Genomic DNA, 13651 nt, shown 5'->3' on the forward strand with positions numbered 1-13651 from the left:
GCGTGAGAAAATGGCATTTATTTATTAAAAAACAGAATAATTATCGATAAAAACAATGGACGAGCTTATGTTATTGTGTAGTTCCGGGCCCTGACTCTTTGGTGTATTGCAGCTGGCGGCCTTGCTGCTGCTGCGTGGTGCCAGGCCCAAGGCGAAGCAGCTAATGGGCTTGCTGCGTGGGGAGGCACGGGAACCGGCCTGAACCTCTGCCCGCCTAACACGGTTAAAGGAACCGGGAAGCCTGTTTCCCCTTACCAGTCTCCATGAAGCACGAAACCATCAATACCCTGGGCCAACTCCGCGCCAGTGGTTACAAGCCCCGTAGCGTGAAAGCCGAGTTGCGGGAAAACCTGATTAAGAAGCTCAAAAACAAAGAGGACGTATTCCCCGGCATCTTCGGCTACGAAGAAACCGTTATTCCGGAGCTGCAGCGCGCCGTTCTGGCCGGGCACCACATCAACCTGCTGGGCTTGCGCGGGCAGGCCAAGACCCGCATCGCGCGCCTGCTTATCAATTTACTTGATGAGTACATGCCGGTGGTAGCCGGCTCCGAGCTCAACGACGACCCCCTGCAGCCGTTATCGGTGTTCGCCAAAAACCTGATTGGTGAGCACGGCGACGACACGCCCGTGACCTGGATGCACCGCGACAGCCGCTACACCGAGAAGCTGGCCACCCCCGATGTGTCGGTAGCCGACCTCATCGGCGACGCCGACCCCATCAAAGCCGCCACGCTAAAACTGCCGTACTCCGACGAGCGGGTGATTCACTTCGGGCTGATTCCGCGGGCGCACCGGGGCATTTTCGTGATAAACGAGCTGCCCGACCTGCAGGCGCGCATCCAGGTGTCGCTGTTCAACATCCTGCAGGAAGGCGACATTCAGATTCGTGGTTTCAAGGTGCGGCTGCCGCTGGATATCCAGTTCGTGTTCACGGCCAACCCCGAGGACTACACCAACCGTGGCAGCATCGTGACGCCGCTCAAGGACCGGATTGACGCGCAGATTATCACGCACTACCCCAAGTCCATCGAAATCGGCAAGCGCATTACCAAGCAGGAAGCACGCATCAAAGACGAGCAAAAGGGTATGGTGACCAGCAACGAGGTTATCCATGACTTGGTGGAGCAGGTAGCCATCGAAGCCCGCGGCTCCGAGTTCGTGGATGCCAAGTCGGGTGTGTCGGCCCGCCTCACCATCTCGGCCTACGAGCAGGTGATAGCCGGCGCCGAGCGGCGCGCGCTGGTGAACGGCGAAGCCACCACCTACGTGCGCCTGGGCGACTTTATTTCGGCCGTGCCCGCCGTGACCGGCAAGGTGGAGCTGGTGTATGAGGGCGAGCAGGAGGGAGCCGGCATCGTAGCCGAGAAGCTGATGGGCAAGGCCATTCGCACGCTGTTCCTGAACTACTTCCCTGACCCTGACAAGAGCAAGAAGCTCAAAAACCGCCCCTCGCCCTACAAGGCCATTCAGGAGTGGTTCGGCAACGGCAACACCCTGGACCTGCTGCACGACTCCAGCGGCGCCGACTACCAAAAGGCCCTCGACCAAGTGCCCGGCCTGCGCGACATCGTGACCGAGCTGCACCCCAACGAAACGCCCGAGCACACCTACTTCCTCATGGAATTCCTGCTCCACGGCCTGAGCGAGCACAGCCTGATTTCGCGCAACCGCCTCACGGCCGGCGCGCAGTTCAAGGACCTGCTCTCCTCCATGTTCACCATGCCCAGCTTTGGGGAGGACGACGACGAGGACGAAGAGGAAAAGCCGCGCGCCGGCGGTAGCGCAATACAGCCTGGACTTTTTGTCCGCGAATAAAAACATAAATGCCCCGCGTGCCGAATGGTGCGCGGGGCATTTATGATACTGATAGGAAGTAGTGGCTGACCCCTGCCTCAAGAAATTACAAGCCTGCCACTAATGCATCTTTGTACCACTTATGTTGAACAATCAACGGTTCGTATATGCCCGCCCACTTTTGGTGGGATTATTATTGCTGGCAGTGGTGCCTTTTGTTGGGCTTCTGCTATTTGCCCAGCCAGCCATTGACGATTACGATAATGCAGCTACCGTGTCCCGGCTGGGCTACTGGGGAGCCCAATGGTACTGGTACACACAGTGGTCTGGGCGATTTGTAGCCATTACCTGCTCTACATTGTGCAATCCGTTGTCATGGGGACCACGCACGGGTGACGCGCCCACGGGGTTGTGGGTTTTGCGGGGAATGCTGGTGTTACTATTTGCCGCCTTTGCAAGTGTCGTTTATCTCCTGCTGCGTGTATTGCTGATAATGCTTCCTAAAGCAACAGACTCCTTGGGCCCTGATAACCGCCTAGCTTGGGGCCTCACCTTGGCAATTACTGCGCTGGGTATCAATGCACTGTCGGAACCGTTCACGCTGCTGTACTGGTACAGCGGTGCGGTTAATTATATGTTGCCGCTGATATTCACGGTGGCTTTTGCAGCGGCAGCATTGCGTGTGCTGGCCATGCCCAGAGCCACGTGGAGCCGCTACGGATGGGCTGGGGCCGCAACAGCGAGCTTAGCCTGTGCCGTAGGTAGTGGTGAAATAGCGTTTCTCTCTTGCCTAGGTATTCTGGCAGCACTAGGCACTTGGATGTACACCACGCCTCACCGGGGGGGCAATTATCGGATTTGGCTACTGTGGCTGGGTGTTACCGTTGTCGTTGGGGGAATATTGTTAGCCGCGCCCGGCAACTGGCAGCGGCTGGAAATGGCCGACCCCGATGTGGCTGGGCGCTATCATCGCTGGGTGCTGCTGCTGCCTCGCACGCTGCTCACGGCTGCACGTATGGCAGCGCGGCCTCCGGTGCTGGGAGCAATACTGGTGCTGGCCGTGGGCGTGGCGCTGACTGTCTCCGGCCCAGTGTTACCACGGCCTGCGGGCCAAAAGATATTATTAGTGCTGGCTAGTTATGCCGCGTTCAACTGCTTGGGAGTAGCTTTTCTCAAAGCAGCATTTATGCGCGACCTGTGGGTAGAAGCAATGCCTGCCCGTGTGGTAAATGTCCTGGTGCTACAATTATTAATGTCCACGGTAGTAGTGGCGCTATGGGTGCGACACTGGCTACCTAGTAGTAGGGGATTAAATTGGTTGCGGCAGCGTCCGTTGATAATGGTAGCGGCAGTTGCGGGAGTACTATTCAGCGGGCAGGCGCGGTGGGCGTGGCCTGAGTTGCTCCTAATGGCTCCCGCTTATGAAACCCAAATGGGGGCCCGCTACAAACTGCTGGCCGCCGCCTACCGGCAGGGGAGCCCGGAAGCAGTGGTGCCACCGCTGCATCTGAAGTACGCTGCTGGCTTGCTCGCTCCCATCCCATCAGCCCAGCAGCGGGCTGATGTGAATTTGGAATTGCATATTGACTGCCGCCAGAAAAATAATGAGTTACTGGCAAATTACTACAGCATACCTTGTGTGCGTCTGACGGAACCGCCTGTAACTCGGCAGCAATGATAAGGTCGTTTTTCGATGCCAGTATCGCCGACTACCGCAAGGCCCTCGACCAGGTGCCCGGCCTGCGCGACATCGTGACCGAGCTGCACCCCAACGAAACGCCCGAGCACACCTACTTCCTCATGGAATTCCTGCTCCACGGCCTGAGCGAGCACAGCCTGATTTCGCGCAACCGGCTCACGGCCGGCGCGCAGTTCAAGGACCTGCTCTCCTCCATGTTCACCATGCCCACTTTTGGGGATGACGAGGACGACGAGGACGACGAGGAAAAGCCGCGCCGCCGGCGGTAAATAGCGTGACCTGTTAGTCCGCTACCAAAAAAGCAGAACGCCCCGCATACCGATTGGTGCGCGGGGCGTTTTTGCGTGGTGGTCAACCTCGGCGTTCGCCTCACCCCCTGACCCGTGCCCGGCAGGAGGCAGGGGGTGAGGCAAACTATTGCTACGCCCTATAACTGCCCCGTGCCCAGCCAGCGCGCCACCGGGTAGCGGTTGAACCCTTTTTCGTGGTAGGGCGAATTGAGATACACCCACTCCAGCTGCGCGGCGCCGTTGCTGGCGAAGGCAGGGTTTTGTTTTTTCAACGCTTCCAGCCGTTCGCGCAGCGCGGGGGCGCGGCGGAGCAGGTCGGCGGCAAGGTCCTCGAACACGTAGTCGGAGAAATGCTCCTTCTGCTGCAACACGCTGTCAAAGAAGCCCCAGGCGAAGAAGGAGTCCGTTGCCTGGGGCTCCAGGGTTTCCATAAGGTAGCGGACGGGTGCACCGGCACGCAGGTACACCACGTAGTCGCCCCGACGGAAAGCCACCGATTCGGTGGCAGTGCGCAACTTCACCTGGCTGTGCAGGTAGTGGCCTTCGTAGGCCCGCGGACTGGTTTTGTAGTCTTCCAGATACTGCACTTCCACGGGCAGGGTCATGTCGGCGGCCAAGGGTTCCAGCGTCGCGCCGTTGCGCCGCAGAATTTCCACCACTTCGCCCCAGGCCTGGGGGATGAGGTAGGCCGTGGGACGGGTGGCGGTAGCGGTGGGCTGGTAGGTGTTGTAGTGTTTCACGGGCCGGGTAAAGGGCGCCGTACGGTCGTAGTAGAGGCGGGGCTGGCCGCTCACGTCGCTGGGTTTCATACGACCCTCGTAGCCGCGGAACTGCACAGTTTCGTGCTGGCTCTCGTCCAGGGTCCAGGCCAGGGGGAAGGTGGTTTGGGCAGCTTGGTCGGCGGTGGCCTGGGCGCGGGCAGCGGCCAGTAGGTCCGCCTGCTGGCCCACGGTTTCGAGCATGGTTTTCAGAAAGTCATAGGTGGCGTGCACCCGCGGCGCAAAGGCCTTCAGCATGTGGGTTTCGGGCATGAACCCAATGGTGTTGAACAGCGCCGCGTAGCCGGTGGAGTAGCGCGGCGTTTCCAGAAAAGCCCGCAGGCCGCTTTCCGGCGTCTGGCCATTGAAGTCCACATAAGGAGTCATGGGCCACTTCTTCTTGTCCATGCCCTTGTAGAGAGCCGGCAGGAGCTGTTGCTGTAAGTAGCGGCTCAGCGCCGGCGCCAGCTTGCTGTGCTGGGTGGGAATGAGCGTCATGGTATACTGGTAGTCAGCGCCATTGGACGTATGCGTTTCCACAAATACGTCAGGTTGCCATTTCTGAAACAGCGCCGCAAACGAGCGGGCATTGCGCGAGTCCTGCTTGATGTAGTCGCGGTTCAGGTCGAGGTGGCGGGCGTTGCCCCGGAAGCCGTATTCGGCGGGGCCGTTCTGGTTGGCGCGGGTGGTGCTGTTGCGGTTTAGGGCGCCGCCCACGTTGTAGATGGGCACAATGACCACCGTCACCGTGGCCAGCAGCTTTTGCAGCTTGGGCTGCTGCATAAGGTCGCGGGCCAGCATCATGCTGGCGTCGATGCCCTCGGGCTCGCCGGGGTGAATGCCGTTTTGAATGAACAGGATGCGGCGGTTTTTCCGGCGCACGCTGGCCGGGTCGGTGTCGCCGTCGGGCGAAAGCACCACCTCATGCAGGGGCAGGCCGGAGTCGGTGGGGCCGGCCTCGCCCAGGTGCAGCCGCGTGGGGTAGGCCGTAGCCAGTTTTTGGTAGTACGCAATGCACTCGGCGTGGGTGGCCGTGGTATTGCCCCCGCCGGTTTCAAAGGGGGTGCGCCATTCCGGCGCCGGAGCGGTGGGAGAAGTCATCAGCAGGGCAGCGAGAAGTAACGTGAGCATGGACGAAAGTAGCGCGCAGCCGTGCTTCGCGTCTGCCACCGGCCCGAACCTACTTCCCGATTACAACGGCGTGGCCGGTGCGGCCCTGCCCCGTTTCCTGGTGCCTGCCAACTACCGCAGGCGGTTGCCCGAGAGCCGCGCATCGAGGCTGTACTTGCCCGGCCCGGCAAACAGCAGCCCCAGAAACACAAACGCCGACTCCAGCGCGTGGGAATAGCCGCCGAAGCCGTCGCCCTTGCTCACGTGCATCACCGTGGCCATCACCATGGTCAGCAACAAAACCACGCACGCAGCCCGGAACCACAGCCCCACCGCCAGCAGCAGCCCGCCGCCAAACTCGGCAATAGCCGCCATAAAGCCCCAAAAAGTGGGCGCGAAGCCCAGTCCTACCTTGCCCATGACTCCGCCCAGCCCCGCCCAGGCTTCCGGCCCGCCCGCTAGCTTCGGAAACCCGTGTACCATAAACATGACGCCCAGCCCCACGCGGAGCAGCAGCAAACCCAGGTCGTGAAAGCGGTAGCGGTTGGTGAGATTCATAAGATGAAGGCGCAAACGGAATGGTTTCGGGACGCTAGTTACGATTGCGCCACGAGAAACACCCCGGCCGGGCCCCAAAACAATTTCCTGCGGCCCACAGTAGGAGGGAGCCTACCTTTGTGTCCGGTGCCGGCTCGCACCTGTTTTTTCCTTGCCCCATGACCCCAACGCGTCCCCTTATTCTGGTATCAAACGACGACGGCATCACCGCCCCCGGCATTCGCTGCCTGGTTGAAACCGTGCTGGCCCTCGGCGCCGAAGTAGTGGTAGTGGCGCCCGATGCCCCGCAGTCCGGCATGGGCCACGCCATCACCATCGGCCACCCCCTGCGCTTGTCTAAAAACCCGATTTTCGGCCCCGACGTCGAATCCTACGAGTGCTCTGGCACTCCGGCCGACTGCGTGAAAATCGCCAAGCATTACGTGCTGAAAGACCGCACCCCCGACCTTGTGGTGTCCGGCATCAACCACGGCTCCAATGCCTCGGTGAACGTGCTGTACTCCGGCACCATGTCGGCCGCCATCGAAGCCGCCATTGAAGGCCTGCCTGCCGTGGGATTTTCGCTGTGCGAATACGGGCCCAACGCCGACTTCTCGCACGCGGCCGAGTGGGTGAGCCAGGTGTGCCGCCACGCGCTGGAGCACGGCATTCCCGCCGGCACGGCCCTGAACGTTAACATTCCCAAAAACTCGGATACGCCCATTGCCGGCCTTCGCCTGGCCCGCCAGGCCCGGGCCAAGTGGCAGGAGGAATTCGACCGCCGCCTCGACCCCTACCAGCGGCCGTACTACTGGCTTATCGGTTCCTTCATCAACCTCGACCACGGCACCGATACCGACGAGTGGGCCCTGGCCAACAACTATGTTTCCGTAGTGCCCTGCCAGTTCGACCTTACGGCCTACGCCGGCCTGAAGCAGCTCAGCGCCGACTGGCAGCTGCCCATGCCCGTGGCCGCCGAAGTGGCTGCCCCGCCACAACCAGTGCCCTCCGGCGACTACGGTCCTGCCTCACTGGGCTAGACCAAATATATTCATCGCCCCGGCCCTTTCCCTACAAGTTCGTACTTTGCTATAGCATCGACTCACTACTTTCCATTCTGAATAAATATGTCTGCTCGTATATCTTTTTGGTTGTTTTTGCTGACTGGGTTAGCCGTGTTGATGGGCAGCTCGGCCTGCCAGGCGCAGATGCCGGCTGCTGCCGGCAAGGGCAGGGCTAAAGCCAGCCTGACCACCATTTATCTGATGCGTCACGGCGAAAAGGACACCATCGGCAATCCCGCCGACCCGGCCCTGACGGCCGTGGGGCAGGCGCGGGCCCAGGCCCTGCGGCAGCTGCTGGCACGCAAGCGCCCAACCGCCATTTTTACCACCGATACCAAGCGCACCCGCGCTACCGTGGCGCCGCTGGCGGCCGCCGTTAAAGTAGAGCCCGAGGTGTACAACGCCCGCGAAACCACGGCCCTGGCCCAGCGCCTGCGCCGCGACTACCTGGGCAAAACGGTGGTCGTGGTGGGCCACTCCAACACCTTGCTGCCCCTCATCGAGTCGCTGGGCGGCACGCCGCCGGTGGAAGAAATCGGCGACAACGAGTACGACTACCTGTTCACGGTGCGCATTGCCGAAGGCGTGCTGCCCGTGGTGGAAGTGCGCGGCTACGGCCCCGAGCGCAAGGTAGAGGTTGCGCCCAAAGCCTCGCGCCTGCGCTAGCCACGGCCGGCCACGTACTTTCGCAGCATTGTCTTCGTATTCCGAGGCAACTATTAACGACTTATATGATTGATTTTCGTTCCGGGGCCTGGGGCCGCCGCACCGCTTTGGCTGCCGCTACTGTGCTGGTAGGCCTGGCGCCCGCCCACGCGCAGCGCGCTTCCAAAGCCAGCAAAAACAAGGCTGCTGTGGCCGTTGCGGCCACCTCTTCCCGGGTAGACCCCACGGACTCCGTGGCCCTGCGCAAAATTTACGACGAAGCCCTGCTGCGCGGCCAGAGCTACGAAAACCTGCGCTACCTTACCGGCACCATTGGGGCACGGCTTTCGGGCTCACCCCAGGCCCAGCAGGCCGTGGAGTGGGGCAAGCTCACCATGGAAAAAGCGGGCTTCGACCGCGTGTACCTGCAGGAGGTGATGGTGCCCCATTGGGTGCGCGGGAAAAAGGAGCGCGGCGAAATCGTGGGCAATAAGGGCAAGGAAGTGAAAGTGGCGGTATGCGCCCTGGGCGGTTCGGTGGGCACGGGCGGCAAGCTCAAGGCCGGTGTGGTGGAAGTTCGCAGCTTCGAGGAGCTGCGGGCCCTGCCTGAGGCGGCAGTGAAGGGCAAATTCGTGTTCTTCAACCGACCCTTCGACGATGCCCTTATTGAGCCTGGCACTGCCTACGGCCGCGCCGGCGACCAGCGCCGCAGCGGCGCCATTGAGGCCGCCAAGCGCGGTGCCGTGGGCGCCCTGGTGCGCTCCCTTACCAGTGCCCGCGACGACAACCCGCACACGGGCACCATGAGCTACGACCCGGCCGTGACCAAAGTGCCGGCCGCCGCTCTCAGCACCAATGCTGCCGACCGGCTCAGCCTCCTGCTCAAGGCCAATTCCCAGCTGGAGTTTGAGCTGGAAATGGCGTGCGAAACCCTACCCGACGTGAAAAGCTACAATGTGGTCGGCGAAATCAAGGGCAGCAAGCTGCCAGAAGAAATCATCACCGTGGGCGGCCACCTCGATTCCTGGGACCTGGGCCAGGGCGCTCACGACGACGGCACGGGCGTGGTGCAGAGCATAGAAGCCCTGCGCCTGCTAAAAGCCACCGGCTACCGGCCCGAGCGCACGGTGCGCGCTGTGCTGTTTATGAACGAGGAAAACGGAAACCGCGGCGGCATGGAGTACGCCCGCCTGGCTGCTCAGAACAAGGAAAACCACCTGGCCGCCATCGAGTCCGATGGGGGAGGATTCACGCCCCGCGGCTTCAATATTGAAGCGGACCCCGCCACCGTGGCAAAGTTCAACAAGTGGAGCCCCCTGCTCGAGCCTTACCACGCCGGCGGCGTGAAGGCCGGCCATGGTGGCACCGACATTGGCCCGCTCAAGGACGCCGTGAAGCCCAAAGCCCTCATCGGCTTCGACGGCGACTCCCAGCGCTACTTCGACATTCACCACACGTCGGAAGACACCTTCGACAAGGTGAACCGCCGCGAGCTGGAGCTGGGCGGGGCCGCTATGGCGTCGCTCATTTATCTGCTGAGCAAGTACGGGCTCTAAGCCAGGCACGCCCCGGGCCGAATGGGTCCGGGGCCTGCCATCTCGGGCTTAGAGCATAATCCCTGTATCGTTACCATTCGGGCCGTCCGTTTTCCTGCCCTTCGCTACCACGCAACAGATTTTGACCAGATTTTGGGGCCGTTTTTGGGGCGCAACGGGAATCTTTCTCGTGCTGGGGCACCACGCCCCGGCCCAAACCCGGCCTGCTGCCCCATTGGAGCGCTACGTGGTGTTGCTCCGTGATAAAACTGGCGTTCGCTTCAACGCTGCACTATACTTTTCGCCTGCGGCCCAGGCCCGTCGCCAGCGCCAGCACCTGCCCGCCTACGACGCCACCGACCTGCCAGTTCGGCTTGATTATCAGCAGGCCATCAGTGCACAGGTCGATACGGTGACGCTGGTGAGCCGCTGGCTCAATGCCGTGGTATGCCGGGCCACGCCCGCGCAGGCTGCTGCAGTGCGCTGCCTGCCGGGGGTGTTGAGCGTGGCCGCGTGGCCAGTGCCTACTGGTGGCGTGGCCCGGCGTGGCAAACCCCTGCCAGAGCGTAAAGAAATAATAGAACAGCCGCCCAAGCCCATATCGGCCAACGACTATCTGCTGGCCCGCCGCCAAACTGCCCACCTCGACGGTGCGGCCCTGCGCAACGCCTCCCTGGATGGCATGGGCCTGCGCATTGCGGTGTTCGACGTCGGTTTTCGAGGCCTGCCTTCGCACCCAGCTTTTAAGGAGCTGGTGGCCAATAAGCGCATTGTTGCCACCCACGATTTTCTCCGCAACACTCCCGACGTGTACCGCGGCGGCAGCCACGGCACCGAGGTAATGGGCTGCCTGGCCGGCCGCCTGCCCGCCGGGCCGGGCAGCACATCGGGTCCCGCCCTGGGCCTGGCTCCCGGGGCCGAGTTCCTATTGGCGCGTACCGAGCAATCGGCCCGGGAGCGGTATGCTGAAGAGGAAGCGTGGTTGGCGGCCGTGGAATGGGCCGACCGGCTGGGCGCCGATATCATCAACTCCTCGCTGGCTTACACCGAGCAACGGTATTTTCCGGAGCAAATGAACGGGCGCCTGAGCCTGATTTCGCGGGCCGCCAACATGGCAGCCCGCAAGGGCATGCTGGTGGTGAGTGCCGCCGGCAACGACGGCGACAACGACTGGGTCCGCATAGGCACCCCAGCCGATGCCGATTCGGTGCTGGCCGTGGGGGGGCTCGACCCTGAAACCGGCCTGCACGTCGACTTTAGCTCCTACGGACCCACCGCCGACCGCCGGGCCAAGCCCAACCTGGCCGCTTTTGGCGTGGTTCTCACCACTACCACCAACAGCTACGAGCGGCTGGAGGGCACCTCGTTCTCGGCACCACTGGTGGCAGGATTTGCCGCCTGCATGTGGCAGCAAAACCGCCAGCTCACGGCCATGCAGGTTTTTGGCCGCCTCGAAAAATCAGCAGAGCTCTACCCTTATTTCGACTATGCGCACGGCTACGGCCGGCCCCGGTTCCAGCAGTTTGCCGGGTCGGCACAGTCTCCGGCAGCTGTGGCGGCCACTTTCGATTTTGTGCCGCACGATAGTTTGGTGGCGGTTGTAATTCGCACCGAAGCCGCCACCCGGCCCGCCGAAGTGCTACCGCTGATGCTTGACCAGAGCGAGGTAGGGCTTTATTTTTCTTCGGCGGAAGCCGATGCCAACATGCCTGCCGCAGGCGCGGTGCCGCTGGTGGGCCGCCAGCAGGCCCTGTCCGCCAGGCCGGAGCCCTTGGCGCCCATGCCAGCGCCGCATTACCCCGATTACTTATACTGGAGCCTGGCCGACCGCCGGGGCGTGCTGCGCCGCTACGAAACCCGCGCCGTGACCCAGCGCCTGGTGGTGCAGGTACCACGCCGCCTGCTGCGCGGGGGCGATGTGCTGCGGGTCCATTTTAAGGGATACACAGGTTCTTATTCAGAATGATGCACCGTCCCGCGCCCGAGGCTGGCCGTGGCCTACCGCCCCATTTTCAGAACCCAAAGGTTCTGTGGAAGACAGCGCTGGTGCTGGCAGGGCTGGCTAGTGGGCCAGCGGCCCATGCCCAACAGGTGCTGGTGCAAGCCAATGTGGCCAATGATACCCTGAAAGCATCTCTGGGACCCAACCGGCGCTATTTTGGCCATTTGTACGCCGGCTACGGGCTGGTGGCGGGCCGGAGCGAAGAAGGCGCGGCCCTGCGCCACGGCCACGCGTCTTCGGAACTGCGGGCAGGAGGGCGGCTCAAGTTTCGCATCAACCAGGCGCTGGCCCTGAACCTGGACCTGGGGTACGCGTATCTGCGCTACGACCTGCGACAAGACAACAGGAAAGTGGTGCCGGCACCCGTGCAGCACCGCCGCGAAAGTCTGGGCCTTCACCAGCTGTACTCGGAGGCCAGCCTGCGGCTGAACGTGGGGCGGCGCGGCAATTCCGTGGGCAGCTACCTCGACTTGCTGGGCGGCGGCGGCTGGGTAGCTGCCACCAGCCACGTGACGGAAGACGTGCCCAGTGCCGGGGTGCGCTCTGTAGAAACCACCGAACGGGGCTTGCCCTACCTGCGCCGCTGGACCGGTGCCACCGGCGCCCGCCTCGGCATGGACCGCTATGCGCTGGTGGGTCGCTACCGACTCACCCGGGCCTTCGAGCCGGAACTTCGAGCCTGGCCCGAACTGCCCCGTTGGGTGGTTGGACTGGAAATAGGCCTCTTTTAACTGGCTTACCCAAATAATCTAAACCTATAGTTAAGCCTTTGCCGTAAAATCCGCAAAACTGCCGGCTCTGGAAATAATACCGGCATCCTTTCCTTCCCGCCTTACCTTTGGGTGGCAATTACTTATTGTCGCTTACCTACTATGAAAACCTCTTCGCTTAAACTTGTTGCCCTTGCTTCTGCCGCTGCCGTGCTGCAGCTCACTTCTTGCGTAAGTACCGAACGCGAGGTGAGCACCTCCACCGTAGACCCGCGGTCTACTTATACGCCGCCACCCGCCGGCAGCCGCAGCCGCGTGACCAGCAAAACGGTGCTCAACACCGTGAGCGTGACACATTCCTTTTCGAGCCCCGATACCAAGGATAATTTTATTCTGCAGCTGCGCGGTCCGCGTGTGCTCACGGCCCAGGCCCACCTCATTGTGACTAGCAGCACCGGCGATACCCTGCGCCACGAGGTGCTGCCGGCCCGGGCCCTTATCAACGATAAGTCTCTGATTGACCCGCAGGCATCCACCTCCAGGGCCCAGGAGATTGCCATCTTGGAAGGCATGAATAACTTCTTTGCCGATGGCCGTTTCAGTCAGCCTGCGGTGCCCGTCGGGGCTGCACAGCCCGCCGAGATGGACACCAAAACCTGGGCTGCTTTGCGTGAAGACGCCAGTGCCGTGGGTTTCGACTACATCGGAGCCGGTGGCGAAGAGCGCCGCATGACCTATGCTCGCAAGCTAGGTAAAGCAGTTGTAATCAACCAATAAATATGGTTTGCTTTAAGTAGCAAAGCAAGTTAAGCGTAGTATCCCAAACAGGTATTTTGCTTGCCTTTATTCACTAATTCTCTCCTCCTGAAATATGAAATACATACTCTCTTTTGCGGTTGTACTCGTTGCCATTTTGCTTTACATCCGCTTTGTGCCCTCGGCCCCAATCAACCCGGTGCTGCCCGTGGAAGGTTCGCAGAAGGAGGTGAACGGCCACAATGCCGAAGTGCCCCCCGGCGACGAGAGTAATACCACCGAGAGCGTGGAAGAAGGCCCCAGCACCCTAGTGGCCCCGGCCGCCGCCGGCCAGACGTTCGGCACCGTTATCACGGCCGATGGCGCCCTGCCCATCAGCGCGCTCAGCGTGGCCTTGGGCTCGCGCGACTCGGCGCAGGTGAAACTGGTGGGCAAGGCCAAGGCCGTGTGCCAGGCCAAAGGCTGCTGGATGACCCTGCCCACTGCCGATGGCAAGGAAATGCGCGTCCGCTTCCGGGACTATGCGTTTTTTGTGCCCAAAGACCTCAGCGGCCGCACGGTGGTGGTGAGTGGTTGGGCGCACCGCAGCACGGTGCCCAAAGCCGACCTGCAGCACTACGCCAAAGACGCCGGCAAATCCGGCCAGGAAATAGCGGCCATCACCCGGGATGAGCAGCAGCTCACGTTCATGGCCGACGGCGTGCTGGTGCGGGACTAGTTTCCAAGACCTTATTCAAGCTGTTGCCGTC

General features: G+C 61.9%; 12 protein-coding genes. 10 read left to right on the plus strand and 2 right to left on the minus strand.

Features of this window, described 5'->3' with window-relative positions:
* The first annotated feature begins 263 nt into the window (after nt 1–263).
* From BEN48_RS04855 to BEN48_RS04865, 3 genes are all read left to right on the plus strand, one after another.
* Nucleotides 264–1817, plus strand: coding sequence for a sigma 54-interacting transcriptional regulator (locus tag BEN48_RS04855; protein ID WP_070733464.1), 1554 nt, complete (start codon nt 264–266; stop codon nt 1815–1817).
* A gap of 121 nt (nt 1818–1938) precedes the next feature.
* The gene (locus tag BEN48_RS04860) at nt 1939–3474 is read left to right on the plus strand and encodes a DUF6056 family protein (protein ID WP_125932482.1); all 1536 of its coding nucleotides are present in this window, start codon (nt 1939–1941) and stop codon (nt 3472–3474) included.
* Entirely contained in the window at nt 3471–3764 is a 294-nt protein-coding gene (locus BEN48_RS04865; protein ID WP_070733471.1) for a hypothetical protein, read from the plus strand. Before BEN48_RS04860 ends, BEN48_RS04865 begins: the two co-directional genes overlap by 4 nt.
* Before the next feature lie 158 nt (nt 3765–3922).
* On the opposite strand, the gene BEN48_RS04870 is transcribed toward BEN48_RS04865, so the two are convergent.
* Together BEN48_RS04870 and BEN48_RS04875 are read right to left on the minus strand one after the other, a co-directional pair.
* Nucleotides 3923–5674, minus strand: coding sequence for a M14 family metallopeptidase (locus BEN48_RS04870; RefSeq protein ID WP_070733472.1), 1752 nt, complete (start codon nt 5672–5674; stop codon nt 3923–3925).
* Nucleotides 5675–5785: 111 nt separating this feature from the next.
* The gene (locus tag BEN48_RS04875; RefSeq protein ID WP_070733473.1) at nt 5786–6211 is read right to left on the minus strand and encodes a DoxX family protein; all 426 of its coding nucleotides are present in this window, start codon (nt 6209–6211) and stop codon (nt 5786–5788) included.
* A 158-nt stretch (nt 6212–6369) separates the two neighbouring features.
* Between BEN48_RS04875 and surE the strand changes: the two genes are divergently transcribed.
* The 7 genes from surE to BEN48_RS04910 all read left to right on the plus strand — a co-directional run bounded on the left by surE (nt 6370) and on the right by BEN48_RS04910 (nt 13620).
* Nucleotides 6370–7230: a 5'/3'-nucleotidase SurE gene (gene surE, locus BEN48_RS04880; RefSeq protein ID WP_083320767.1), complete on the plus strand. Its 861-nt coding sequence runs from the start codon at nt 6370–6372 to the stop codon at nt 7228–7230.
* 117 nt (nt 7231–7347) lie between these two features.
* Complete coding sequence (locus BEN48_RS04885) at nt 7348–7920, plus strand: histidine phosphatase family protein (protein ID WP_158010102.1); 573 nt, start codon at nt 7348–7350, stop codon at nt 7918–7920.
* Nucleotides 7921–7985: 65 nt separating this feature from the next.
* Entirely contained in the window at nt 7986–9455 is a 1470-nt protein-coding gene (locus BEN48_RS04890) for a M20/M25/M40 family metallo-hydrolase (RefSeq protein WP_083320769.1), read from the plus strand.
* Nucleotides 9456–9624: 169 nt separating this feature from the next.
* On the plus strand, nt 9625–11400 hold the full coding sequence (locus tag BEN48_RS04895) for a S8 family serine peptidase (RefSeq protein WP_070733475.1): 1776 nt from the start codon (nt 9625–9627) through the stop codon (nt 11398–11400).
* A complete protein-coding gene (locus tag BEN48_RS04900) occupies nt 11397–12167 on the plus strand; it encodes a hypothetical protein (RefSeq protein ID WP_070733478.1) in 771 nt (256 codons plus the stop codon). The genes BEN48_RS04895 and BEN48_RS04900 overlap by 4 nt, the downstream gene beginning before the upstream one ends.
* Nucleotides 12168–12308: 141 nt before the next feature.
* Nucleotides 12309–12923 carry a hypothetical protein gene (locus tag BEN48_RS04905; protein WP_070733480.1) on the plus strand — a complete coding sequence of 205 codons (615 nt, stop codon included), beginning with the start codon at nt 12309–12311 and terminating at the stop codon, nt 12921–12923.
* A gap of 94 nt (nt 12924–13017) precedes the next feature.
* Nucleotides 13018–13620, plus strand: a complete 603-nt coding sequence (locus tag BEN48_RS04910; RefSeq protein ID WP_083320770.1) for a DUF4920 domain-containing protein — start codon at nt 13018–13020, stop codon at nt 13618–13620.
* Nucleotides 13621–13651 lie beyond the last annotated feature (31 nt).

The organism is Hymenobacter glacialis, from assembly GCF_001816165.1.
Classification (GTDB): Bacteria; Bacteroidota; Bacteroidia; order Cytophagales; family Hymenobacteraceae; genus Hymenobacter; species Hymenobacter glacialis.

Bases quoted from the DNA above. Each gene is read 5' to 3' on its own strand.
- BEN48_RS04855 (WP_070733464.1), top strand. From the start codon at position 264: ATGAAGCACGAAACCATCAATACCCTGGGCCAACTCCGCGCCAGTGGT.
- BEN48_RS04860 (WP_125932482.1), top strand. From the start codon at position 1,939: ATGTTGAACAATCAACGGTTCGTATATGCCCGCCCACTTTTGGTGGGA.
- BEN48_RS04865 (WP_070733471.1), top strand. From the start codon at position 3,471: ATGATAAGGTCGTTTTTCGATGCCAGTATCGCCGACTACCGCAAGGCC.
- BEN48_RS04870 (WP_070733472.1), bottom strand. From the start codon at position 5,674: ATGCTCACGTTACTTCTCGCTGCCCTGCTGATGACTTCTCCCACCGCT.
- BEN48_RS04875 (WP_070733473.1), bottom strand. From the start codon at position 6,211: ATGAATCTCACCAACCGCTACCGCTTTCACGACCTGGGTTTGCTGCTG.
- surE (WP_083320767.1), top strand. From the start codon at position 6,370: ATGACCCCAACGCGTCCCCTTATTCTGGTATCAAACGACGACGGCATC.
- BEN48_RS04890 (WP_083320769.1), top strand. From the start codon at position 7,986: ATGATTGATTTTCGTTCCGGGGCCTGGGGCCGCCGCACCGCTTTGGCT.
- BEN48_RS04900 (WP_070733478.1), top strand. From the start codon at position 11,397: ATGATGCACCGTCCCGCGCCCGAGGCTGGCCGTGGCCTACCGCCCCAT.
- BEN48_RS04905 (WP_070733480.1), top strand. From the start codon at position 12,309: ATGAAAACCTCTTCGCTTAAACTTGTTGCCCTTGCTTCTGCCGCTGCC.
- BEN48_RS04910 (WP_083320770.1), top strand. From the start codon at position 13,018: ATGAAATACATACTCTCTTTTGCGGTTGTACTCGTTGCCATTTTGCTT.